Genomic DNA, 22198 nt, shown 5'->3' with positions numbered 1-22198 from the left:
CACAGAACAGAAGGGAACCGTCCATGCCAGCGAACATCCGGCGGAAGGCCGGGCGGCGCGCCGCCCTGGCCGCCGTCGGGGCGATGACCGCGGGCCTGCTGCTCACCGCACCGCAACAGGCCACGGCCGGACCGCCCAACCTGCTCACCAATTCCGGTTTCGAGACCGCCGGCGCACCCGGCGAGGACATGCCGTCCTGCTGGGAGAAGTCCGGCTGGGGCGACAACGACTTCACCTTCGCCACCGTCGCCGACGCGCACAGCGGCACCAAGGCCATGAGGGTCTCGCTCACCCGCCGCCTCAGCGGCGACCGCAAGGCGCTCGTCACCGAGAACACCACCTGTGCGCCCACCGTCGTGCCGGGCCGGCAGTACGACCTGTCCGCCTGGTACAAGTCGAACACCCCGGACGTGTCCGTGACCGTGTTCCGCCACGACGCCACCGCGGGCTGGCAGTACTGGACCGACCTGCAGAATCCGCCGGTCAGCGCCGGCTGGGCGCGCACGGAGGTCCGTACACCCGCCGTCCCGCCCGGCACCGACAAGATCACGTGGGGGCTCTCGGTCTACGGGGTGGGCACGCTCACCACCGACGACTACGCGCTGGAGGAGGTGGGCGCGGCCCCGCCGCAGCCGGGCTGCACGGGCACGCCCGACGAGTGCGCCAAGGGCAGGTGGGAGGTGATCCCGGCCAAGAACCCGGTGCGCTCGATGCACGCCGTGGTTCTGAAGAACGGCAAGGTGCTGCTGATCGCGGGCTCGGGCAACGACATCGCGCAGTTCAACGCGGGCACGTTCACCTCGGCCGTGTACGACCCGGCGAACGGGTCCTTCAAGACGATCCCGACGCCGGTGGACATGTTCTGCTCGGGGCACGTGCAGCTGTCGGACGGCCGCGTGCTCGTGATGAGCGGGAACAAGGGATACCCCTCCGCCGACGGCAAGATCGGCTACCAGGGGCTGAAGGACTCCTACGTCTTCGACCCGGCGACCGAGGCGTACACGAAGACCAACGACCTGAACGGCGGGCACTGGTACCCGTCGGCGACGATCCTCGGCAACGGCGACGTGATCTCCTTCGGCGGCCTGAAGGAGGACTCCACGGGCAACGTCACGGCGGAGAGGTTCTCGGCGGCGCAGAACAAGTGGCTGCCCATGAACGAGGTCAACCAGACCTGGTCCTACTGGGGCCTGTACCCGTCGATGATCCTGATGCAGGACGGGCGGCTCTTCTACTCCGGCAGCCACACCTTCGGCAACGGCACGCAGGGCAGCGGCGCTTCGATCTACGACTACGGCGCGAACACGATCACGGACGTGCCCGGGCTCCGCAAGAAGGACGAACGCGACGAGTCGGCGAGCGTGCTGCTGCCGCCCGCCCAGGACCAGCGGGTCCTGACGGTCGGCGGCGGCAACAACGAGTCGAACCCGGCGGCGAACCGGCTCACCGAGCTGATCGACCTGAAGGCGGCGAGCCCCGCGTACACCGCCGGCCCCGACCTGCCGCAGGGCCTGGTCGACGTGGGCGGCGTCAAGCGGGCGCAGACCGGGGCCGAGGGCAAGATGTACGTGTCGGCCGTACTGCTGCCGGACGGCAAGGTGCTGGAGACCGGCGGCGGGCTGCACGACCGGGCCGACCCGGTGTACGAGGCCTCGTTCTTCGACCCGGTGACCAACACCTACAAGGCCGGACTGCCGGCCGACCCGATCCCGCGGACCTACCACTCGGGCGCCTTCCTGCTGCCCGACGGCCGGGTCATGGCGGTCGGCGACAACCCCGGCAACGGCACGTACAACAACAACGTGTCGATCTACACCCCGCCCTACCTGTTCAAGGGAGCGCGCCCGAAGCTCACCTCGGTGATCGACACGCAGTGGGTGTACGGGGACACGCAGCGGATCACCGTCGACCGGCCGATCGCCAAGGCGGAGCTGATCCGCCCGGCGGCGGTCACCCACTCCTCGGACCCGAACCAGCGGTACGTGGACCTGCCGTTGTCGGTGGTCGACACCACCACCGTCGACCTCAACGTCACCAGCAACCCGAACCTGGCCCCGCCCGGCTGGTACATGCTCTTCGGCGTCGACGCCAACGGCATCCCCTCGGTGGCGACCTGGGTGCACCTGGGCGGCGCCCCGGCGCTCGCGGCCGCGGACGAGGCCCCGTCCCCGCACGTCCACGACTTCGCGGACGCGCCGCAGGCGGCCCCCCGGCAGAACCCCGGGAAGCGGGACTCGGCGCCCGTCACCCCGGCCGTCGCCGGCTGCGACCGGCACTACGGCACGGCGAGCCAGTGCGTGCCGACGAAGTTCCCGGCGGAGGTGAAGGAGACGACGAAGGCCCGCTGCGACTGGCTGGCCTCCCACCAGTACCCGAAGCGCATGAAGGTCAACGGCAGCGACCCGCTGCGCCTGGACCCGGACGGCGACGGCTACGCCTGCACGTAGCCGCCCGTGACGCACGGAGCCCCGGCGCCCTTCGGCGCCGGGGCTCCGCCGGGGTCGAGACCCGGCTCAGTGCTGGTACGCGGCGAGCGAGATGCCGACGTAGTGGGCCACGAAGGCGGCCAGGGTCAGCGAGTGGAAGACCTCGTGGAACCCGAAGAAGCGGGGGGAGGGGTTCGGGCGCTTGATCCCGTAGATCACGCCGCCCGCGCTGTAGAGCAGGCCGCCGACGATCACCAGGACCAGGACGGCGATGCCGCCGGTGCGCAGGAAGTCGGGCAGGAAGAAGACCGCGGCCCAGCCCATCGCTATGTAGCACGGGGTGTACAGCCAGCGCGGGGCGCCGACCCAGAAGACGCGGAAGGCTATGCCGGCCGCGGCCGCGATCCACACCGCCCACAGGAGCGTCCGTCCGGTGGAGGGCGGGAGCAGGAGCACCGTCAGCGGGGTATAGGTCCCTGCGATGATCAGAAAAATATTGGCGTGGTCGAGACGCCGCAGGACGGCCTCGCCCCGCGGACCCCATGTGCCGCGGTGGTACACGGCGCTGACGCCGAACAGCAGGCAGGCCGTGAGGATGTACACCCCGCACGCCACCCGCGCCCGCGTCGACTCGGTGAAGATCATCAGCACCAGGCCCGCGACGACCACGGCAGGGAACATCCCGGTGTGCAGCCAGCCGCGCATCAGCGGCTTGGCCTCCGGTGCGGCCGGAGCGGCGGCGGCGTCAGAAGTCATGGCCGCCATGCTACCTACGGGTCCGTAGGTTTCCGTTAGTGCGCTTTACGGAAGATTGACGGGAGTGGCGATGCTCACGTGAGAAGCCCCCTGGACATATGCGCACACGCACCGGATGATCAGATGAGTGCGGTCGGCACCGGATGAGCGGAGCGCGAAGCATCCGGGTCGCAGCCCCCACGGGGCAAACACCAAACAACCCCTCTTCAAGGAGCAATCGTGGCGCGCGAGAACGCGGCTCCCCTTTCCGGTTCGACCCTCCCCACCCGGCATGCAGAGCTGATCTCCTGGGTGGACGAGATCGCAGCGATCACCCAGCCCGACCGGGTCGTCTGGTGCGACGGCTCCGAGGCCGAGTACGAGCGCCTGTGCGCGGAGCTCGTCGCCAAGGGCACGTTCAAGAAGCTGGACGAGGGCAAGCGACCCAACTCGTACTACGCCGCCTCCGACCCGTCCGACGTCGCGCGCGTCGAGGACCGGACCTTCATCTGCTCCGAGAAGGAGGAGGACGCGGGCCCGACCAACCACTGGAAGGCCCCGGCGGAGATGAAGGAGATCTTCGCGGGAGAGAAGGGCATCTTCCGCGGCTCCATGAAGGGCCGGACGATGTACGTCGTCCCCTTCTGCATGGGCCCCCTCGGCTCCGAGCTCTCCGCGATCGGCGTCGAGATCACCGACTCCGCCTACGTCGCCGTCGCCATGCGCACCATGACCCGCATGGGCAAGCCCGTCCTCGACGAGCTCGGCACCGACGGGTTCTTCGTCAAGGCCGTCCACACCCTCGGCGCTCCGCTCGCCGAGGGCCAGGCCGACGTGCCGTGGCCCTGCAACACCACCAAGTACATCTCGCACTTCCCGGAGACCCGCGAGATCTGGTCGTACGGATCGGGCTACGGCGGCAACGCCCTGCTCGGCAAGAAGTGCTACGCCCTGCGCATCGCGTCCGTCATGGCGCGCGACGAGGGCTGGCTCGCCGAGCACATGCTGATCCTCAAGCTCACCCCGCCGCAGGGTGAGGCGAAGTACGTCGCCGCCGCGTTCCCGAGCGCCTGCGGCAAGACGAACCTGGCCATGCTGGAGCCCACGATCCCCGGCTGGACGGTCGAGACCATCGGCGACGACATCGCCTGGATGCGCTTCGGCGAGGACGGTCGCCTGTACGCGATCAACCCCGAGGCCGGCTTCTTCGGCGTCGCCCCCGGCACCGGCGAGCACACCAACGCCAACGCCATGAAGACGATGTACGCGAACACCGTCTTCACCAACGTCGCGCTCACCCCGGACGGCTCCGACGTCTGGTGGGAGGGCATGACCGAAGAGGCGCCCGCGCACCTCATCGACTGGAAGGGCAACGCCTGGACCCCGGAGTCCGAGACCCCGGCGGCCCACCCCAACGCCCGCTTCGCCGTCCCGGCCTCCCAGTGCCCGACGATCGCCCCCGAGTGGGAGGACCCCAAGGGCGTCCCGATCTCCGCGATCCTCTTCGGCGGCCGCCGCGCCTCCGCCGTCCCGCTGGTCACCGAGTCCTTCGACTGGAACCACGGCGTCTTCATCGGCTCGAACATCGCCTCCGAGAAGACCGCCGCCGCCGAGGGCAAGGTCGGCGAGCTGCGCCGCGACCCGTTCGCCATGCTGCCGTTCTGCGGCTACAACATGGGCGACTACATGGGCCACTGGGTCGACGTGGCCAAGGGCAAGGACCAGTCCAAGCTCCCGAAGATCTACTACGTGAACTGGTTCCGCAAGAACGACGCGGGCAAGTTCGTGTGGCCCGGATTCGGCGAGAACAGCCGCGTCCTGAAGTGGATCGTCGAGCGCCTCGACGGCAAGGCCGCCGGAGTCGAGACCGCCATCGGCATCCTGCCGACCAAGGACTCCCTCGACCTGGACGGCCTGGACCTCCCCGAGGCGGACCTGGACTTCCTGCTCACCGTCGACAAGGAGGTCTGGCGCGACGAGGCCTCCCTGGTCCCGGAGCACCTGAACACCTACGGCGACCACACTCCCAAGGAGCTGTGGGACCAGTACCACGCGCTCGTCGAGCGCCTGGGCTGAAAGACCTGCCCGGAGCGGACTCCGGGCACCTGAGTGTGGGAGCCCCCGACCAAGCGGTTCCCACCGCAGCACCGAGTACCTGTCAGGAGTGTTGTCCGCGCTCCTCCAGGTAGGTCGTGTGCGTCTGCTGACGGCGGGCCTCTGCTTCGCGGAGGTCCGCCGTCAGGCGTTCCGCCTCCTCGCGCAGCAGCGACAGCTGCCGCTCCAGGTGCCGTTCCGGCGACTCCCCGCCGGGCGTGAGCCGGGTCCACCAGCGCGTCCGGTTGTACGTGTCCACGCACTCCGGCACGTCCAGCCCGATCGCCCGCGACAGCGCGTGCACCGACTCCGGGTCGGCGGCCAGCACATCGGCCACCCACCCCGGCGCCAGCAGCGCCCCGTACAGCTCCATCAGCTCCGCGAGCCGGCCCTCGGCCGGATCCGGCAGGTCCACCTCGGCCACGTACTCCCGCAGCCGGCCGAACCGCTCCCGTATGCCGTCCAGCTGCTGCGAGGGCCCGCGCGGCTCGGGCGGCGCCGGCCGCTCCGGCGGGGCGATCAGCGCGCCCGCCCCGTACAGCCCCGCCACGACCACCGGCCAGTACGTGCCCGCCACCCCGGTGACGGTCAGGCCCAGCCCGACCACCCCGCAGGCGCTGCCCGCCAGGTTCTTGCCCGACTCCAGGTAGCGCAGCGCCCTGGCGACGGATCTACTGGTAGCCACGGATCTCCTCGAAGGCTCCGTCCAGCGAACCGTTGCCGTCGGTGGCGTCGAAGAGCCGCCCGCCGGTCAGTTCGGTGATGTGGGTGAGCTCCTTGCGGTCCGAGTCCCCGAACAGAACCGCGAAGACGGGCGTGTGCTTCCGGGCGTCCGGCAGTCCGGCGTAGAAGGAGTCGAAGTCCTTCGCCCTGTCGCCGCTCTGCCCGTCCGTCATCAGCACGATCGAGGTGAACGCGTCCGCGTTGCCCTGACCCAGGTGCTCGTACGCGGCCTTCAGACTGCCGTACACCGCCGTACCCCCCTCGGGCCGGAGCGACTTCACATCGCCCCGGATCGCATCCAGCGCGGGCCCCGGGTTGCCCGGCTCGACGACGTGCGTCAGCACCTCCTTCACCTTGTCGCCGAACGGCAGGAGCGTCACCTCCTCGCGGTCCCGGAACCGCTGCCCGGTTCCCGAATCACCCGTCCCCGTCAGCTCGGTGAGCGCCGAGCGCAGCCGCCCGATGCGGTCCTGTTCCTCCATCGAGCCCGAGGTGTCCAGCACGTACACCGTGCGCGAGGGCCGCCGCAGCTCGTTCTCGTACGAGGCCAGCAGCCCGTCCGCCACCGAGCGGGTGCCCGGGAAGGGCAGCTCGCGCCGCTTGTCCGCGTTCAGCCCGGCGGCGGGCTGCACCCCGGCGGTGACCGGACGGCGGAAGGTCTTCTCGGTGATCGCCTTCTGGGCCTCGGCGCCGCTGAGGTAGTCGGTCAGGGCCCGCCCCGACTCGCGGGCCCCGGCCGGGGCCGAGGTCAGCAGGGTCAGCGGGTAGTGGGCGGTGACCACCCCGTCGCGCGGCCGGATCACCGTCAGACCCGCCTTCGCGTCGCGGTTCATGGACAGCAGCACGGACTCGTAGTTCACCAGCGCGTCCACGTCCCCGCGCTGGGCGTACGCCGTGGCCAGCCAGCCCGAGGAGCCCGAGGTCAGCTTCTGCCCGGCGAAGAACGACTTCAGCTTGGGCTGCGCCGTCTTCACGTCCGCGTCGGTCAGCGCCGCCTGCGCGCCCGACAGCCCGGAGGCCACCGAGACCAGCGCCGAGAAACCGGAGTTGGAGCGCACCGGGTCGGTCATCCCGTACGTCAGCTTCCCGGCGGCGACGGCCTCGTGCACCGCCGACCAGGTCACCTCCTCCGGCTTCCAGCCGAGCCGGGCCAGCGCGTCCGCCCGTACGCCCAGCGCGACCGGCGAGGACATCACCGGCGTCTCGCTGCTGAGCTTCCCGGCGGCCTCGGGACGCAGCCTCAGGTAGTCGTTGGAGGACAGCCAGATGGCGTCGTACTTGCCGTCGGCCTTCCCGGAGGCCACCTGCTCGGCCGCGTCCAGGGTGCCGGACCAGGTGAGCTCGACACCGACCCCGGTGGCGGCCTTCGCCGCCTTCAGCACCGGCTCCATGTCGGCCAGTTCGCTGGAGGCCAGCACCCGCAGCCTGCCCTCCTGGTACTTCGACTGCGTGGGCTTCGCCGGATCCGGGGAGCCGGCGTCACAGGCCGAGGCCCCGAGCAGGGTCGCGGCGAGCGCGACCGCCGCGGTCAGCCGTCCGCGCACCGGCGCGGTGCGCGTGCCGAGGATGCCACCGTCGCTCATCGGGGACCGCCGTCCAGCACGCCGGAGGTGCGCGTACGGGCCAGATGGGCCGAGGCGGTCCGCAGCTCCCCGGTCAGGGACTCCACGGTGGCGGCCATGTTCTCGGTCGCCTGAGCCTTGAACGCGTCGATCGCGTCCAAGGTCTCGTAGATCTGCGCGAAGGCCGTGCGCAGGGTCTCCGCGCCCACCGCCGGGTCGGCCGCGATCCGCTGGATCTCGCCGCTCTGCAGGGACAGCATGTCCGCGTTGCCCCGGATCAGCTCCTCGGTGGTCCCCTTCAGGGCGTCGACCTGCTCGATCACCCTGCTCTGGCTGTCGAGGGCCGAAGCCAGCATCACGGCGATCCGCAGCGCGGACACGGTGGTGGTGGCGGCCCGGTCGACTCCCTTGATCAGCTCGTCGTTGTTGCGCCTGACCACGTCCATCGCCAGGTAGCCCTGCGCGCAGACAGCCAGCTGGGTCAGCAGGTCCTGGTGCTTCTGCCGGACCGGGAAGAGCAGGTCGGCGCGCATCACGTCGGCCGCCGCCGGGTCGGTGTGCCCGGTTTCGGCGATCCGCTCCTCCACGGCCGTGTCCAGGGCCTCGGTGAGGACCGCGTACTCCTGGAGCTTGCCCATGGTCTCCCACAGGCGGGCCCGCTCGGTGTGCAGGGCCGCGTTGTCACGGCGCAGCTCGTCCTGGCCGCTGCGCAGCCCGCCCACGATGGCGTTGAGCGTGGCCTGCGAGGAGGCGTACGTGGCCACGTGGTCGCGGAACCTGTTGCCGCCCGGCAGCTTCGCCAGCAGCCTGCGGGCCCCCTTGGCGGGCGTGTCCCGCGGGTCGAGGTCCTGGACGGTGCGGCGCAGTTCGACCAGGGAGCCCGCGACGCGGGACTGGGCGTCGCCGCCCCCCTCGGAGCCGAGCGAGCGCACGGCCCGGTCGAGCATCCGGTTGGACTGCTGGGCGGCGCTGCGGATGTCGCCGGCGCCGAGCCCCGATATCTCCCCGACGCGGCTCGCGAACTCGGGGGAGCGCGTGTCGATCCCGGCGAGCGAGCCGACGTACTCCCCGGCCCGGCGGGTCATCTCCTCGCGGACCCCGTCCTGGAGCGGTACGAGGCCCGAGGCCCGCTCCCGCTTGACGGGGGCGACGGGGTCGGGGGCGGTGAGGACGAGCGGGCTCTCCTCAGGTGGTGTCAGAGTCATGTGCGAAGGCCCCCCTAGCCCTTGGCGCGCGCTGCGAGCGCCATCAGGATCTTGACGGTCGGTGCGCTGACCTGGCGGATGCCGGTCAGCTCCGGGTTGAGGTACGCGGCGTGCGAGGCGGTGGCCGCGGTGAACTCGGGCACCCCGTTCTGGGGCCGGAACCCGTGCCGGACGGCCAGCTGGCGCAGTTTCGGGTCGTTGGCGAGGAGGGAGCCGAGCTCCTTGGCGTTCTCGCTGATCGGCACGAAGGTGTGCGGGGAGTTGACGGTGGTGTCCGGGTAGAGGACGACCATGTTGTCGGCGGCGCCCGTTTCCGGCTTCTGCTGGAGCAGGGAGGCCACCTGGGACTCGTACGCCAGGATGAGCGGCTCGCCGCTGCCCGAGATGAAGGCCCGGAACGGGTCGTCCGTGCTCGGCTCCAGGGCGCCCTGGACGCGGATCAGCTTCTGCATCAGGGGCGCGGTGCGGTCGATCCCGGCCTGGTCGGAGACGACCGTCTTGTCGTTGGCGACGTTCGAGGTGGCGGCCAGGAACAGCGCCCCGGAATTGGACGTCGCCGGGTCCGTGGTCTTGATGAACAGCCTGCCGTTGAGTTCGGCGTGGGCGGCCGAGCCGGACAGGTCCTGCCAGTTGCGGTCCTCGGCGGCCGCCTTGAGGTAGGGGCCCATGAGGAGGGTCCCCCACTTCCTGCCGGGCTCCACCTTGACGAGGTTGTTGTCGGCGAGGACCTTCGCGGCGTTGGCGCGGGCGATGACCACGAGCGGGGAGAAGAACGGCTTCGTGGTCTGGGCGCCCTTGACGCCGGCCGCCGCCTCGATCTCCGGGGCGGGCTCGCTGCTGCTGGGGAAGGCGAAGTCGAATTCCTTGAGGGCGAGTTGGTCCATCGCCCAGGAGCCGGAGGTTTCGGTCTTCACGGTGTAGCCCTTGTCGGCCAGGGCTTTGACGACGTCAGGGTCCCGGAAGTATTCGGACTTCTCGGATCCGATGACGCCCTTCACGGTCTTCGTTGCCGTGGGCGGGGTCTCCTCTCCTCCGGCGAGCGCGACGGCGATCACGCCGCCGAGGAGGAGGACCGCCAGAGCGATGCCTAGGATGCGTCTCACGGGTGCAGAGTGCTCGCGGAAACCCACATTCCGCGTCAAGTTGAATGAACGTCAGGTGTCCAGGCGGTCCCACTTCGAAATGCTGTGTGGATCGGCCGGTGCTGGCAGGCGGGGCGGCGGGCCGGGAGGATCGTCCCATGGGCGTGAGCGCGTTGAAGTGGCAGGGCTGGGCGGTCGGCCTGACGGTCCTGGCCGGCCTGCTGGTGTTCGCCCCGCTGGGCCTGTACGTGTGGGCCAGCGGCGAACCGGGCGCGGCGCCGCCGCGCCCGGCGGTGGAGGACGTACGGGTCACGGGCTGCCGGATCGACCCCGGCAGCCACCGCGTGGTGGCGACGGTGGAGGTGACGGGCCGCCCCGAGGGCGGGGGCGCGTACGTGGTCACGGTCGAGTTCCGCGAGAGGGCCACCCCGGACCCGGCCGCCGCCCGCGCGCCCCAGGCCCTGGTGAAACTCCCGGGAGTGGCCCCGGCCGCGACGGAACGCGCGGAGGCGCTGGGCCCGATCTGGCCGGTGTCGACGACGCCTTGGTGCGGGGTCGCCGCGGCGGAGTTCACGCCGGCCGGAGCCCCGTCCGCCGGATGAAGGTGGCACCCGGTCCGGAGCCTCCGCGGCCCCGGACCGGGGCCGATCAGAGGCTGCCGGCCAGATCCCGCGAGGCCAGTGCAGCGGCATGCGCGTCCATGCGCTCGGCGGCGAGGATCGCGACAGTGGTGTCGGCACGCGACGCGGCGACGACCAGCGCCCGCCCCGCGAGGGCGTGCGCCCGCTGGTGCAGGGCGCCGAGCTCGCCGGCATCCGCGAGGTCGGCGCGGGCCGCCCGCGCCGGATCGGAGCCGCGCAGCCGCGCGACCTGCGCGGCGATACGCGCGGCGGCGCCGTCGAGGCCGAGCTCGTCCGTGACGGCGAGCAGCGCCGCCAGGTGCCCGGCGAGCTGCATGTCCAGCGCCTCGGCGCGGCTGCTGTGCGGGTACCCGGCGTGGCTGTCGGAGTGGTGGCCGCCCACACGCTGGACGACCGACTTCGTGCGGATCGGCTCGTACATGAGGAGGCCTCCTGCGTGGTCAGGAGGCCATCCTACATTGGATCGGTTCTAAAGTTGTGCCGGATCCGGCAAAGGCCCCCGCCGCACCGGCTACGGCTGGCCGTAGCCGTCCAGGAACTTCCCGATCCGGGTCACCGCGTCCGCCAGGTCCTTGGCGTTCGGCAGCGTCACGATCCGGAAGTGGTCGGGCTCGGGCCAGTTGAAGCCCGTACCGTGCACCACCATGATCTTCTCGGCCCGCAGCAGGTCGAGGACCATCTGCCGGTCGTCCTTGATCTTGTAGACGGCCGGGTCCAGCTTCGGGAAGAGGTACAGCGCGCCCTTCGGCTTCACGCAGGTGATGCCGGGGATCTGCGTCAGCAGGTCGTACGCCGTGTCGCGCTGCTCCAGCAGGCGCCCGCCCGGAAGGACCAGGTCGTTGATCGACTGCCGGCCGCCCAGCGCGGTCGCGACGGCGTGCTGCGAGGGCATGTTCGCGCACAGCCGCATGTTGGCCAGGATCGTCAGGCCCTCGATGTACGACGAGGCGTGCTTCTTGGGGCCGCAGACCGCCATCCAGCCGGCCCGGTAGCCGGCGACGCGGTAGTTCTTGGACAGCCCGTTGAACGTGAGCGTCAGCAGGTCGGGCGCGATGGTGGCGGTGTTGGTGTGCGTGGCGCCGTCGTACAGGATCCGGTCGTAGATCTCGTCGGAGCAGACGATCAGGTTGTGGCGGCGGGCGATGTCGGTGAGCCCGCGCAGCATCTCGTCGTCGTAGACGGCGCCGGTCGGGTTGTTCGGGTTGATGATCACGATCGCGCGGGTGCGGTCGGTGACCTTGCGCTCGATGTCGGCGAGGTCCGGCATCCAGTCGGACTGCTCGTCGCAGCGGTAGTGCACGGCGGTGCCGCCGGCGAGGCTGACGGAGGCGGTCCAGAGGGGGTAGTCCGGTGCCGGGACCAGCACCTCGTCGCCGTCGTCGAGCAGCGCCTGCATCGACATCTGGATCAGCTCGGAGACGCCGTTGCCGAGGTAGATGTCCTCGACGTCCAGCTCGATGCCCTTGGTCTGGTAGTGCTGCATGACCGCGCGGCGCGCGGAGAGCAGCCCCTTCGCGTCCCCGTACCCGTGGGCGTTGCCCAGGTTGCGGAGCATGTCCTCGAGGATCTCCGGCGGGCACTCGAAGCCGAAGGCCGCGGGGTTGCCGGTGTTCAGCTTGAGGATGCGATGACCTGCTGCTTCGAGCCGCATGGCCTCTTCGAGCACGGGCCCGCGGATCTCGTAGCAGACGTTGGCGAGTTTCGTTGACTGGATCACCTGCATGACGGGAGCTTACGGGCCGGACGGCCGCTCCGCCGCGGTATTCGCGGCAGGAATGGGGGGCTGATATGTCCCGTTTCGCATGATGGGACGGTGGCGGCCCGGTCCGCCCTTGGAAACGGCGGCCACCGCGCCGTTGCCGCCTGCGGAATGGGTGGACTCCACAAGACGCCGGACGTGTGGTGTTGCACTCGTCACGTCGGGGTGTGCGTACGGGGCCCGAGTACGGGCATGAGTACGCGCACTCATGCGTCGGGCACGGGCCGCGGCGCAGGCTTGTCCCGGACGGTCGGTCGGGGCGCGAGAGGGCGGGGTCGGAGCGGTGGAATTCATGGTCGGCGGCATGGCGATCAGCACGGTGGGCACGGACGGCGACGACCGGGCGATCGAGTTCCTGGTCGCACCGCGGAGCGGGGAGGGCGGCGGGGGCGGGGAGGGCGGTGGAGGTGGTGGAGGCACCGAGGAGGTCGAAGCGGCGCACTTCGCGATCCACCGCGAGCACGACCAGGGCTGGGAGGCCGCCCGCCTGACCATCGATCCGCTGTCGGGCAGCGTCCCGGTCGCGGCGGTGGAATGGGCGATGGAATTCGCCCGCGAATACCTGTAGCCCCCCGGCCCCGGTTCCCCTGGCGGGCGCCGGCGCCGTTGTCGGTGGCCGCCCGTAGGGTCGTGGGCGGGGGAAAGGGGCGGCACATGGAGCAGCTTCGGATCGTCGCGGGGGACGCGACCGGCCCGCAGGCCAAGGGGCCGAAGATCATCGCGCACGTCTGCAACGACATCGGAGGCTGGGGCAAGGGCTTCGTGCTGGCGCTCTCGAAGCGCTGGCCCGGGCCCGAGAAGGATTTCCGGGCCTGGCACCGGGGGCGCAGCGGCAACGACTTCGGCCTCGGCGCGGTGCGGCTGGTCCAGGTGCGGCCGGACACGTGGGTGGCCAACATGGTCGCCCAGCGGGGCATCCGCACGGGCAGTGGCGGCCCGCCCATCCGCTACGAGGCGCTGGAGCGCTGCCTGGCGGCGCTCGGCGGGCACGCGCTCGCGCTCGGGGCCTCGGTCCACATGCCCCGCATCGGCTGCGGTCTCGCCGGAGGCAAGTGGTCCCGCGTCGAACCGCTGGTCACCGAGGCCCTGTGCGCCCGGGGCGTGGCCGTGACCGTCTACGACCACGCCTGAGTGCGGGCGCCGCCGGGGCTACGAGGTGATGATCACCAGGGGGATCTCGCGCGGGGAGGCCGCCACCTGGTAGTCGTCGAAGAGGGGCCACAGGGCCGTCATCGCCGGCCAGTACACCTCGCGCTCCACGGGGCGGGCCGTGCGGGCCGTGGCCTGGAAGACGGCCGCACCGACCTGGAGGCGGACCTCCGGGTGGGCGGTCAGGTTCCGGTACCAGGCCGGGTGCTCCGGGGCGCCCCAGTGGGCCGCGAGCACGATGTGGCGGCCCCCGTCCTCGACGTAGATGAGGGGGGTCCGGGAGGTCAGGCCCGTGGCGCGGTCGAGCGTGGTGAGCAGGAGGGTGGGGACCCCGTGCCACAGGTGGCCGTCGAGTCCGCCGGTGGTCACGTAGTCCCGTACGTGGTCCCGTTCGCGGCTCTGGCGCGGGTCGGTGGGGTGGTCCCAGTCGATGGTGAGCGTCTGCATGGCGGTGCCTCCGAGTCAGGGCCCCCGCGCGACTTAACGATCCTTCTCCGTCTCCGGATGCGGTCGGCACCCGCCGGACACACGTCCAGGTGACGCCCGGCCCACGTACGGACCACGCCCGGACCACACGCGGACGACGGGCGGACGACGTGCGGCCCCGGCCCGGGAAACGCCGCCCCCGGTCGGGGCCACCAGCAGCTTCGTGCGGCGCCACCGCCCGGCTAGGGCAGGTAGCGCTCGATGACCTGCGGACCCTCCTTCTCGATCAGCTGGCGCGCCTTCTCGAGCCGCTCCGGAGTCGGCTCCATGCCTTGCACCATCACGAGGTCCTCGGGGTCGTACGGCCGTTCCCCGCCGCTGAAGAGCTTGGCCGGCCGATTGGGCTGCTGGCCCGATTCACTGTCCATCGGGATACCTCCTCGGAATGCGCCTGCTTCCATGCCCCCCGGTTCCCTCATCCTCCGGCGACATCCCCATGAACGCACCTCGGACTCGTACCCTCCCTCCATGGACAAGATCACTCCGCGGCTGGAGGCCGCCGCCACGCCGACCGCCCCCGCTCTCCGGCTGCGTCCGTGGCGGCCGGCCGACAGCGCCGAGCTGGTCGAGGTGTACCGGGACGCAGCCCTGCGCCGCTGGACGGGCGCCGCCGTCCACGACGGGGCGAGCGCGGAGCGGTGGGTCAGGGACCAGCAGCGGGGATGGGAAACGGGCAGCCGCCTCACCTTCGCCGTCGTGGAGCCCCGGGCCGACGGGGAAGGGGAGGGGCCGATAGCCGGGCACGTGGTCCTCAAGGGCGCCGTCCCCGGAGCCGCGTCCGCCGAGGTCGGCTACTGGACCGCCGCCCACGCCCGCGGCCGGGACGTGGCGCCGCGCGCCCTGCGGGCGCTGACCGACTGGGCCTTCGCCTCCTTCGGCGACCGCGGGCTGACGCGCCTGGAGCTCCTGCACCAGGTGGACAACCCGGCGTCGTGCCGCGTCGCGCAGAAATGCGGGTACGAGCTGAGGGGGGTCCTGGCCGCGGATCCGCCCGCCCATCCCGCCGACGGACACCTGCACGCACGCGAGCGCGCCCTGTGACGTTCCCGCCGCCCGTCGCGGCGCCTACGCCGAGGCGACGGCCGCCAGCGCCGTCACGGCCACTATCCCCGCGCAGATGCTCAGGTTCACCGTCCGGTGCTCCCAGAAGACCGCGACGAACTCGCGGAGGGTGGCGCTCGGCCAGAAGTACGTGGCCGTCGGGGAGCCGAGCACCTGGCCGTTGACCCCGGCCGTGCGGGCGGTCATCGCGGCCCGGAACGCGTGGAAGTTGTTGGTGACGACCACGCATCGGTAGTCGGGGTCGGCTTCGGCCATGATCGTGCGGCTGAAGGCGAGGTTCTCCTTCGTCGTGGCCGAGCGGTCCTCCAGCCGTACCTGCTCCTCCGGGACGCCCCGCGCGATCAGCCAGTCGGCCATCGCCCGCGCCTCCGAGAGCTTCTCGTCCGACCCCTGCCCGCCCGAGACCAGCAGCAGCGGAGTCCGCCCGCCGCGGGCCACCTGGGCGGCGTGGATCTGCCGGCCCTTCTCCAGCCGGGAAGCCAGCAGCGGGGACACCCGCTCGCCGCAGATGAGCCCGGAGCCCAGCATCACCACGTAGTCCACGTCGCCGCGCACGGTGATCCGCCCGTACAGGAAGGCGTACGCCAGGAAGCAGAGGAAGATGAAGGAGACGTAGCCGACGAGCATGACCAGGCCCGCCACCATCGTGTCCACGACCCGGGAGCCCCGCCCCGCCACCCCCAGGACCAGCGCGATCAGCGCGAAGATGCCCAGGCCCGCCGCCATGGACAGCATGTTGGTCGGGCTGCGGCCCTCCTTGCGGAGCATCGTCAGGCCGTTGCGGATCAGGTAGCCGCCGAGGACGAGAGTGCCGAGCGCCGGCACGGCCAGCACCAGCAGGACCGCGATGGCGTCCAGCGGTGACGGCAGTTCAGGTATCTGGAACAGCAGGCCGATCGAGCCGAACATGAGGGTGAGGCCCAGGAGGACCGCGTTCCGGAAGCGCCGGCGGTCCTCCCGCACACTCACGCAGAAGAGGACGAAAAACAGCGCGGCGGGGACAAAGGCGAGCATGCCGCCCATCGTAGGCGGGGCCGTCAACGACCCCTGTACGGCGTCCTGCGGACCGACCGCCCCGCCAGGACGTCCGTCCTGCGCCCGTCCCGCATGACGAACCGTCCGTCGATCAGCACGTGCGGGATGCCGGCCGGCAGCACGCGCGGGTTCTCGTAGGTCGACCCGGCCGCGACCGTGTCCGGATCGAAGAGCACGAGGTCGGCCAGGTACCCGGCCCGCACCAACCCCCGGTCCGGGAGCCGCAGTCGGGCCGCCGGACGGCCCGCCAGATGGGCCACGCACTCCTCGAGCGAGAGCACGCCGAGCTCGCGCACGTAGTGGCCCAGGTAGTGCGGGAAGGTCCCGTACGCCCGCGGATGCGGTTTCGCGCCCTGCAGGATCCCGTCGGAGCCACCGGTGTGCACCCGGTGCCGCATGATCGCCCGGACGTTCTCCTCGTGCCCGACGTGCTGGAGGACCGTCGGCCCGAGCCGGTCCGCCAGCAGCAGCCGCCGGGCACCCTCCCAGTCCCGCAGGCGCGTGCCCACGCACGCCCCGTGCGCCGGGTCCGCCGTCCCCGCGATCTCGATCGTCGCCCAGTCGACCGGGACGCCGTGGCAGCCGTCCGACCCGGTCACCTCCAGCGCGTACCGGATCCGCTCTGCCTCGGCGTCGTCGCGCAGCCGTGCGAGCACGGCCCGCGGCCCGCCCTCGTTCGCCCAGCCGGGCAGCAGCGCCACGAGCGTGGTGCAGCCGGGGGTGTACGGGTACGAGTCGAGGCTGATGTCGGCCCCGTCGGCGAGGGCCCGGTCGAGGAGGGAGAGCAGCTCGCCCGCCCGGCCCTCGTTCTCCGCGAAGTTCATGGTGGCGTGCGCGAGGTGCAGCGCGCAGCCCGCCTCCCGGGCCAGGGCGACCATCTCGGCGTACGCGGCCAGCGCGCCGCGCCCGTACGAGCGGTGGTGCGGGCAGTAGTAGCCGCCGTACGAGGCCACCACCCGGCACAGCTCCGCCAGTTCGGTGCCGGACGCGTACATGCCGGGGGTGTAGGTGAGCCCCGAGGACATGCCGACCGCGCCCTGCGCGAGGCCCTCGGCGACGAGCGTGCGCATCCGGTCGAGCTCGGCGGGGGTCGCGGGACGGTCGCCCCAGCCGAGGGCGTACGCGCGGACGGTGCCCTGCGGGACGAGGTACGCGGCGTTGACGGCGATGCCGGAGCGGTCGAGCCGGTCCAGGTAGCCGCCCACGTCCCGCCAGTCGAACGCGACGTCCTCGCCCGCGCCGTTCCAGCCGGTGATGGCCGCCCGCACCTCGGCGAGGGTGCGGTCGTCGACGGGCGCGTACGAGAGCCCGTCCTGGCCCAGGACTTCGAGGGTCACGCCCTGTGCGGCCTTGGCGCTGTGGTCCGGGTCGCGGAGCAGGGCGAGGTCGCTGTGCGCGTGCATGTCGACGAAGCCGGGGGCCAGGGCGAGCCCGTACGCGTCGACGGTGCGCCGGCCGCCGGAGCGGATCCGGCCGATCTCGGCGATCCGGCCCTCGTGGACGCCCACGTCGGCGGTGTACGAGGGCCCGCCCGTGCCGTCGACGACGCGGGCCCCGCGGATGACCAGGTCCACCGGCGCGGCTCGGCTAGAAGAAGGTGCGGACGTAGTCGGTGACCGTGCCGTCGGCCTCGACGACCGGGATCAGCGGCCACTTCTCGAAGATCGTGCAGGGGTGGGACATGCCGAGCGCCACCCAGTCCCCGACGTTCACGTCGTCCGCGGCCTCGGTCTCCAGCCAGGCGTGCTGGTCGGAGAGTTTGACCACGCGGACTCCGGCGGCCGGGCGCTCCTCGCCGGTCAGCGCGTCGCGCACCAGCTCGGCCTCGGGCAGGCCGAGGTCGTACGCGATGTCGCGCTTGCCGGCGTTGACGAAGGCCTGCGTGGGGGAGGGGCGGGAGACGACCTGGGTCCAGAGCCGGAAGGCGGGGCGCAGGCCGCCCTCCTCCGGGACGCGGTTGAAGGGGGTCAGGCGGGTGTACCAGCCGTGGTCGTGGGAGACGTACGCACCGGAGCGCAGGAGCCTCAGCACCGGTCGCGAGAGCTCCGGGAGTTCGGCGAACACGTCGGCGACGGCGTCGAACCAGGCGGAGCCGCCGGCGCTGACGACGATCTCCGAGAGGTCGGCGGCGAACCGCCCGGCCCGGTCGAACTCGACGGCCAGCGCCGTGAGCCGGCGCAGGTACGCGTGGACGGATTCCGGATCCGCGCCGGGGACCTCGGCCTCGTACCCGGCGATGCCGACGAGGCGCAGGGTGGCGGACTCGGCCACGGCGTCGGCGACGGCCCGGCAGTCCTCGTCGGTCCGGGCACCGGTGCGGGCGCCCTCGCCGGCGCCGAGCTCGACGACGACGTCGACGACCTGGGGCTGCCCCCGCAGGGCCCGGTCCATGAGCTGCACCCCGCGGACGGAGTCCACGTAGCAGACGAAGCGGAAGCCGGGGTCGGCGGCGAGCTCGGCGGCCACCCAGCGCAGCGCGGCCGGGTCGACGAGCTCGTTGGCGAGGAAGATCCGCTGGATGCCGAAGGCCCGGTAGACGCGGGCCTGGTGGGGGACGGCGGCGGTGATGCCCCAGGCGCCGTGGTCGAGCTGGCGCCGGAAGAGCTGCGGAGCCATGCAGGTCTTGCCGTGCGGGGCGAAGGCGAGGCCGTGGCGGGCGGCGTAGGTGCCGAGGGCGGTGAGGTTGTGCTCCAGCGCTTCGGCGTCGAGCGTCAGGACGGGGGTGGTGAAACCGCCGGAGTAGAGGTCCCGCTTCTCGGCGGCCAGCTGCCCGACGGTGAGCCCCGCCCGCTCGGCGTCGGGCGGCAGCCCCTTGAACCGGTGGTCGAGCGGTTCGTCGGCGAGCCGTCGGACTGCGTCGCTGCCCATGCGGATTCCTCCTCGCGTTGCATTCTCTGCAACGTGCGTTGCGTGTTGTGCCGCTTGCTGTCTAGCATCCTGCATACGTGGGGTCAACGGCCGGCCGCGTGGGCGGGTTCCGCAAAGCCCGCGCGCGGCGGACGGCTACGGCAGCAGGGAAGGACGCGGCGTGAGCCAGTCGGTGGACAGGGCGCTCGGCATCCTGCCGCTGCTCGCCAAGGGCGCGGCGGGTCTCGGGGAGGTCGCCGAGGAGCTCGGCGTGCACAAGAGCACCGCCCTGCGCCTCCTGCGCACCCTGCACGAGCACGGCTTCGTCTACCGCCAGCCCGACGGCCGCTACCGCCTGGGGGCCCAGCTCTTCGCGCTCGCCGCCGAAGCAGTCGAGAGCCTCGACGTCCGCACCGTCGCCCACCCCCACCTCGTCGAGCTCAACCGCCTCACCGGCCACACCGTGCACCTCGCCCTCCACCAGGACGACGAGGTGGTGTACATCGACAAGGTCGAGAGCCGCTACCCCGTCCGCATGTACTCCCGCATCGGCCGCCCCGTCCCCCTCACGGTCGCCGCCGTCGCGAAGGTGCTGCTCGCCGACCTCCCCGAGGCCGAGCGGCGCAGCCTCGCCGAGCGCGTCGACTACCCCCGCCACACCGCCCGCTCCACCCCCGACGCGCAGGCCTTCCTGCGCGAGCTGGCCCGCGTACGGGACCAGGGCTGGGCCACCGATCTCGGCGGGCACGAGGAGTCCGTCAACTGCCTGGGCGCGCCCGTGCGCGGGCCCGGTGGCCAGGCCGTCGCCGCCCTGTCCGTCTCCGCGCCCAGCGTGGTCGTCACCGCCGAGGGGCTGCTCGAACTGCTCCCCCTGGTCCTGCGCACCGCCGACACCATCAGCCGGGAGTACTCCGGCTCCCCGCACGTCCCACAGAACGACGAGGACACCCCGTGACCGAGAAGACCGCCATCACCCCCGACACCCACACCACCCCGCCCGCCCGCTTCTCGCACGGCGTGCGCAAGGGGAACATCCTCCAGGTCGCCGGACAGGTCGGCTTCCTCCCGCACGTGGACGGCCAGGCGCCCACCCCCGCCGGCCCGACCCTGCGCGAGCAGACCCTCCAGACGCTGGAGAACGTCCGCTCCGTACTGGAGGCCGGCGGCGCGGGCTGGGACGACGTGATGATGATCCGCGTCTACCTGACCGACACGGACCACTTCGCCGAGATGAACGCCCTGTACAACGCCTACTTCGAGGAGCAGGGCCTGAAGGAGGCCCCGGCCGCCCGCACCACGGTCTACGTGGGCCTCCCCGCGGGCCTCCTCATCGAGATCGACGCCCTCGCCGTCCTCGGCTGACCGGGCCTCAGAAAGGCCAGTTGACGCCCAGCCACACCCCGCCCGCGGAGACGAGGGCGGACCCCAGCCAGCCGATCAGCCGGGCGGGCCGCCGCCCCAGGCTCATCTCGAAGTCGCCGACGCGCAGCTCGAAGTACGGGCGGCGCGGACGGGTCGCGGAACCCGGCCCGGACTCGGGTTCGAAGGTGGACTTGGACCCGGACGGGTTCGGGGAAACGGGCACGGCAGGCTCCTTCACGTCACGGCCGCGGCTTGTCCCCGGCCGTGGAGCCCCAGGTCAACACCTGCGGGGCCGGCCATGCGGATTCCGGGACGGTCCGGTTGCGTCCCGGACGGCGCCGCGGGCGTCCCGGAAACGGCCCGCGCCGTCCCGGCGTCCGGGAAGATCGGCCCATGAAAGACTCGTGGAGCCAGTTCCGTTCGGATCTGCGGTCCTTGAACGAAGCCACCGGGATGCGCTACAGGCAGATCGTGAACGCGGCCGGGGCGATGGGCACTTCCCTGCCCAAGTCGACCGTTTCCGACCTGCTGCGCAGGGCGGATACGAGGGCCGGGAGGGAATGCACCGGGAAGCTCGCGGACCTGGTCGCGGTCCTGCTCGCCAACACCGAGCAGGACCACCCGGCCGCCGCCCCCTGGCTGGACCGGAGGGCCTGGCAGGCCCGGTGGGAGGCGCTCGACGACCGGGACCGCGGCCATGCCGCGCAGCCCCCGGTCACGGGAACCGAGGGGGTGTTCGGCTGGGACGACCCACTGGCGGGACGCCGACCGGGCCCCGGGATCGGCTGGCCGAAAGACCGGCACACGTCTCGCACGGCCGCCGCCATCGGTGAGCTCGCGGCCCTGGGCATGTACCGCCAGGCCCGCGATGTCGCGTGGGAACTCCAGCGCAGCGTCCTGGAGGCGCACGGGCTGCGGGATCCGGAGGCGCTGGCCGTCCGGCACGTGGCCGCGTACTGGGTCGGGGAGGCGGGAAACCGCCGCGCGGCGAGGGCCGCGACCGACACCCTGCTGGCCGAGTGCCGCGCGGCCCTCGGGGAGGAGCACACGCTCACGCGGCTCGCCCGCCTCCGGCTGGCGGCCTGGACGGCGTCCGCGGGCGATGCGGCGCAGGGGCGCAGGCTCTACCGGGAAGTGGCACGCGATGGCTCCGACGACCGGATCACCCTGCTCTCCCGGCTCGGCGGGGCCCACGCGGCCAAGATGGTCGGCGAGATCGACGAAGCCGAGGACCAGCTGGCCCGCCTGCTGCCGGACCTCGTGGCGGAGTACGAGGCGCACCACCCCGTGCTGTTCGCCGCCCGGATCCAGGCGGCGCAGGTGCACTGGAAGGGCACGCGCTCCGCCGCGCACGGCCGGAAATCGCTGGAGCGCATCGTCGCCGACGCGACGCAGCACCTGGGCCGGGCGCACCCGCTGACCCTGAAGGCGCGTGCTCGCCACGCCAGGCTCGTCCACGCCGACGGGGACCCGCACCGTTCGCTGGAACTGGCCGAGCAGACGCACATCGATGCTCTGTGCGTCCTGGGCGAGGACCATCCCTCCACCCTCGCCGCCGGCAACGTCCTGTCCGTCATCCTGGCGGCCGTCGACATGCCCGCTGCCCGGGTGCTGCTCGGGCACCTGTGTGAACAGTCCAAGCGCGCACTGGGCGACGAGTCCCGTGTCACCCTGGGCATCCGCCACAACCGCGCTGTCGTGACGCACCGTCACGACCCGCGAGCGGCAAGGCCGCTGTACGAACAGGTGCGGGACGCCCGGACCCGGGTGCTGGGCGCCGAACACCCCCACACGCTGCTGACCAGGACGGCCCTCGCCTACGCGGTACTGGCACTCGACGGCCCGGACGCCGCCCGGCCGCTCCTCGAAGAGATCCACCGCGCGCGCGTCCGGGTGCTCGGCCCCGCGCACCCGGACGTCGAGGTCACGGGCGCGCTCCTGCGGATCGCGGGGCAGGCGGCGCCCGCCCTCCCGAGCGGCCGCTCCGAAAGCTGAAGGGGCGCCCCCCTGGCGGTGGGGCGCCCCCGGTC

22 protein-coding genes are annotated in these 22198 nt (G+C 72.1%); 9 read left to right on the top strand and 13 right to left on the bottom strand.

Annotation, left to right across the window (positions count from 1 at the left end):
* Positions 1–23: 23 nt before the first annotated feature.
* Positions 24–2447 carry a galactose oxidase family protein gene (locus K7B10_RS16435; protein ID WP_229336759.1) on the top strand — a complete coding sequence of 808 codons (2424 nt, stop codon included), beginning with the start codon at positions 24–26 and terminating at the stop codon, positions 2445–2447.
* 66 nt (positions 2448–2513) lie between these two features.
* Here K7B10_RS16435 and trhA read toward each other — a convergent pair whose 3' ends face one another.
* On the bottom strand, positions 2514–3191 hold the full coding sequence (gene trhA, locus K7B10_RS16430; protein ID WP_229336758.1) for a PAQR family membrane homeostasis protein TrhA: 678 nt from the start codon (positions 3189–3191) through the stop codon (positions 2514–2516).
* A gap of 210 nt (positions 3192–3401) precedes the next feature.
* Here trhA and K7B10_RS16425 point away from each other — a divergent pair, with 210 nt between their 5' ends.
* Entirely contained in the window at positions 3402–5237 is a 1836-nt protein-coding gene (locus tag K7B10_RS16425) for a phosphoenolpyruvate carboxykinase (GTP) (protein ID WP_229336757.1), read from the top strand.
* 82 nt (positions 5238–5319) lie between these two features.
* On the opposite strand, the gene K7B10_RS16420 is transcribed toward K7B10_RS16425, so the two are convergent.
* From K7B10_RS16420 to K7B10_RS16405, 4 genes are read right to left on the bottom strand one after another with little or no spacing between them, the layout of a single operon-like run.
* On the bottom strand, positions 5320–5940 hold the full coding sequence (locus K7B10_RS16420; protein ID WP_229336756.1) for a hypothetical protein: 621 nt from the start codon (positions 5938–5940) through the stop codon (positions 5320–5322).
* Positions 5927–7561 (bottom strand): substrate-binding and vWA domain-containing protein, encoded by a 1635-nt coding sequence (locus tag K7B10_RS16415; RefSeq protein WP_229336755.1) that lies wholly within the window; start codon positions 7559–7561, stop codon positions 5927–5929. The genes K7B10_RS16420 and K7B10_RS16415 overlap by 14 nt, the downstream gene beginning before the upstream one ends.
* A complete protein-coding gene (locus tag K7B10_RS16410; protein WP_229336754.1) occupies positions 7558–8745 on the bottom strand; it encodes a toxic anion resistance protein in 1188 nt (395 codons plus the stop codon). Before K7B10_RS16410 ends, K7B10_RS16415 begins: the two co-directional genes overlap by 4 nt.
* A 14-nt stretch (positions 8746–8759) precedes the next feature.
* The gene (locus tag K7B10_RS16405; RefSeq protein WP_229336753.1) at positions 8760–9848 is read right to left on the bottom strand and encodes a substrate-binding domain-containing protein; all 1089 of its coding nucleotides are present in this window, start codon (positions 9846–9848) and stop codon (positions 8760–8762) included.
* A 143-nt stretch (positions 9849–9991) separates the two neighbouring features.
* Between K7B10_RS16405 and K7B10_RS16400 the strand changes: the two genes are divergently transcribed.
* Positions 9992–10429, top strand: coding sequence for a hypothetical protein (locus K7B10_RS16400; protein ID WP_229336752.1), 438 nt, complete (start codon positions 9992–9994; stop codon positions 10427–10429).
* A 46-nt stretch (positions 10430–10475) separates the two neighbouring features.
* Here K7B10_RS16400 and K7B10_RS16395 read toward each other — a convergent pair whose 3' ends face one another.
* Both K7B10_RS16395 and K7B10_RS16390 read right to left on the bottom strand, forming a co-directional pair.
* Positions 10476–10889, bottom strand: coding sequence for an SCO4983 family protein (locus K7B10_RS16395; protein ID WP_229336751.1), 414 nt, complete (start codon positions 10887–10889; stop codon positions 10476–10478).
* A gap of 90 nt (positions 10890–10979) precedes the next feature.
* On the bottom strand, positions 10980–12191 hold the full coding sequence (locus K7B10_RS16390) for a pyridoxal phosphate-dependent aminotransferase (protein ID WP_229336750.1): 1212 nt from the start codon (positions 12189–12191) through the stop codon (positions 10980–10982).
* A gap of 340 nt (positions 12192–12531) precedes the next feature.
* Here K7B10_RS16390 and K7B10_RS16385 point away from each other — a divergent pair, with 340 nt between their 5' ends.
* Positions 12532–12795, top strand: a complete 264-nt coding sequence (locus K7B10_RS16385) for a hypothetical protein (protein WP_229336749.1) — start codon at positions 12532–12534, stop codon at positions 12793–12795.
* Between the two features lie 86 nt (positions 12796–12881).
* The gene (locus K7B10_RS16380; RefSeq protein ID WP_229336748.1) at positions 12882–13358 is read left to right on the top strand and encodes a macro domain-containing protein; all 477 of its coding nucleotides are present in this window, start codon (positions 12882–12884) and stop codon (positions 13356–13358) included.
* Positions 13359–13376: 18 nt separating this feature from the next.
* Here K7B10_RS16380 and K7B10_RS16375 read toward each other — a convergent pair whose 3' ends face one another.
* Together K7B10_RS16375 and K7B10_RS16370 are read right to left on the bottom strand one after the other, a co-directional pair.
* The gene (locus tag K7B10_RS16375) at positions 13377–13823 is read right to left on the bottom strand and encodes a nitroreductase family deazaflavin-dependent oxidoreductase (RefSeq protein ID WP_229336747.1); all 447 of its coding nucleotides are present in this window, start codon (positions 13821–13823) and stop codon (positions 13377–13379) included.
* A 221-nt stretch (positions 13824–14044) separates the two neighbouring features.
* A complete protein-coding gene (locus tag K7B10_RS16370; RefSeq protein ID WP_030159484.1) occupies positions 14045–14230 on the bottom strand; it encodes a hypothetical protein in 186 nt (61 codons plus the stop codon).
* Between the two features lie 100 nt (positions 14231–14330).
* Between K7B10_RS16370 and K7B10_RS16365 the strand changes: the two genes are divergently transcribed.
* Positions 14331–14903 carry a GNAT family N-acetyltransferase gene (locus tag K7B10_RS16365; protein WP_229336746.1) on the top strand — a complete coding sequence of 191 codons (573 nt, stop codon included), beginning with the start codon at positions 14331–14333 and terminating at the stop codon, positions 14901–14903.
* Between the two features lie 24 nt (positions 14904–14927).
* Here K7B10_RS16365 and K7B10_RS16360 read toward each other — a convergent pair whose 3' ends face one another.
* Genes K7B10_RS16360 through K7B10_RS16350 form a run of 3 tightly spaced genes read right to left on the bottom strand, consistent with a single transcriptional unit; the run spans position 14928 to position 18827 of the window.
* Positions 14928–15938, bottom strand: a complete 1011-nt coding sequence (locus K7B10_RS16360) for a YdcF family protein (RefSeq protein WP_229336745.1) — start codon at positions 15936–15938, stop codon at positions 14928–14930.
* 23 nt (positions 15939–15961) lie between these two features.
* A complete protein-coding gene (locus tag K7B10_RS16355; protein WP_229336744.1) occupies positions 15962–17533 on the bottom strand; it encodes an N-acyl-D-amino-acid deacylase family protein in 1572 nt (523 codons plus the stop codon).
* A gap of 13 nt (positions 17534–17546) precedes the next feature.
* Positions 17547–18827 (bottom strand): amino acid deaminase, encoded by a 1281-nt coding sequence (locus K7B10_RS16350; RefSeq protein ID WP_229336743.1) that lies wholly within the window; start codon positions 18825–18827, stop codon positions 17547–17549.
* 160 nt (positions 18828–18987) lie between these two features.
* On the opposite strand from K7B10_RS16350, the gene K7B10_RS16345 reads away from it, so the two are divergent.
* Together K7B10_RS16345 and K7B10_RS16340 are read left to right on the top strand one after the other, a co-directional pair.
* On the top strand, positions 18988–19761 hold the full coding sequence (locus K7B10_RS16345; protein ID WP_229336742.1) for an IclR family transcriptional regulator: 774 nt from the start codon (positions 18988–18990) through the stop codon (positions 19759–19761).
* Positions 19758–20168 (top strand): RidA family protein, encoded by a 411-nt coding sequence (locus K7B10_RS16340; protein WP_229336741.1) that lies wholly within the window; start codon positions 19758–19760, stop codon positions 20166–20168. Before K7B10_RS16345 ends, K7B10_RS16340 begins: the two co-directional genes overlap by 4 nt.
* Before the next feature lie 7 nt (positions 20169–20175).
* Here the strand turns inward: K7B10_RS16340 and K7B10_RS16335 are convergent, their stop codons facing one another.
* The gene (locus tag K7B10_RS16335; protein WP_229336740.1) at positions 20176–20391 is read right to left on the bottom strand and encodes a hypothetical protein; all 216 of its coding nucleotides are present in this window, start codon (positions 20389–20391) and stop codon (positions 20176–20178) included.
* 212 nt (positions 20392–20603) lie between these two features.
* On the opposite strand from K7B10_RS16335, the gene K7B10_RS16330 reads away from it, so the two are divergent.
* Positions 20604–22163: a tetratricopeptide repeat protein gene (locus tag K7B10_RS16330; protein ID WP_229336739.1), complete on the top strand. Its 1560-nt coding sequence runs from the start codon at positions 20604–20606 to the stop codon at positions 22161–22163.
* Positions 22164–22198: the final 35 nt, after the last annotated feature.

This window comes from Streptomyces flavotricini, from assembly GCF_020639365.1.
Taxonomy (GTDB): Bacteria; Actinomycetota; Actinomycetes; order Streptomycetales; family Streptomycetaceae; genus Streptomyces; species Streptomyces flavotricini.
The sequence above is the reverse complement of the archived record's forward strand: the minus strand, read 5'-3'. Positions and strand labels throughout refer to the sequence as shown.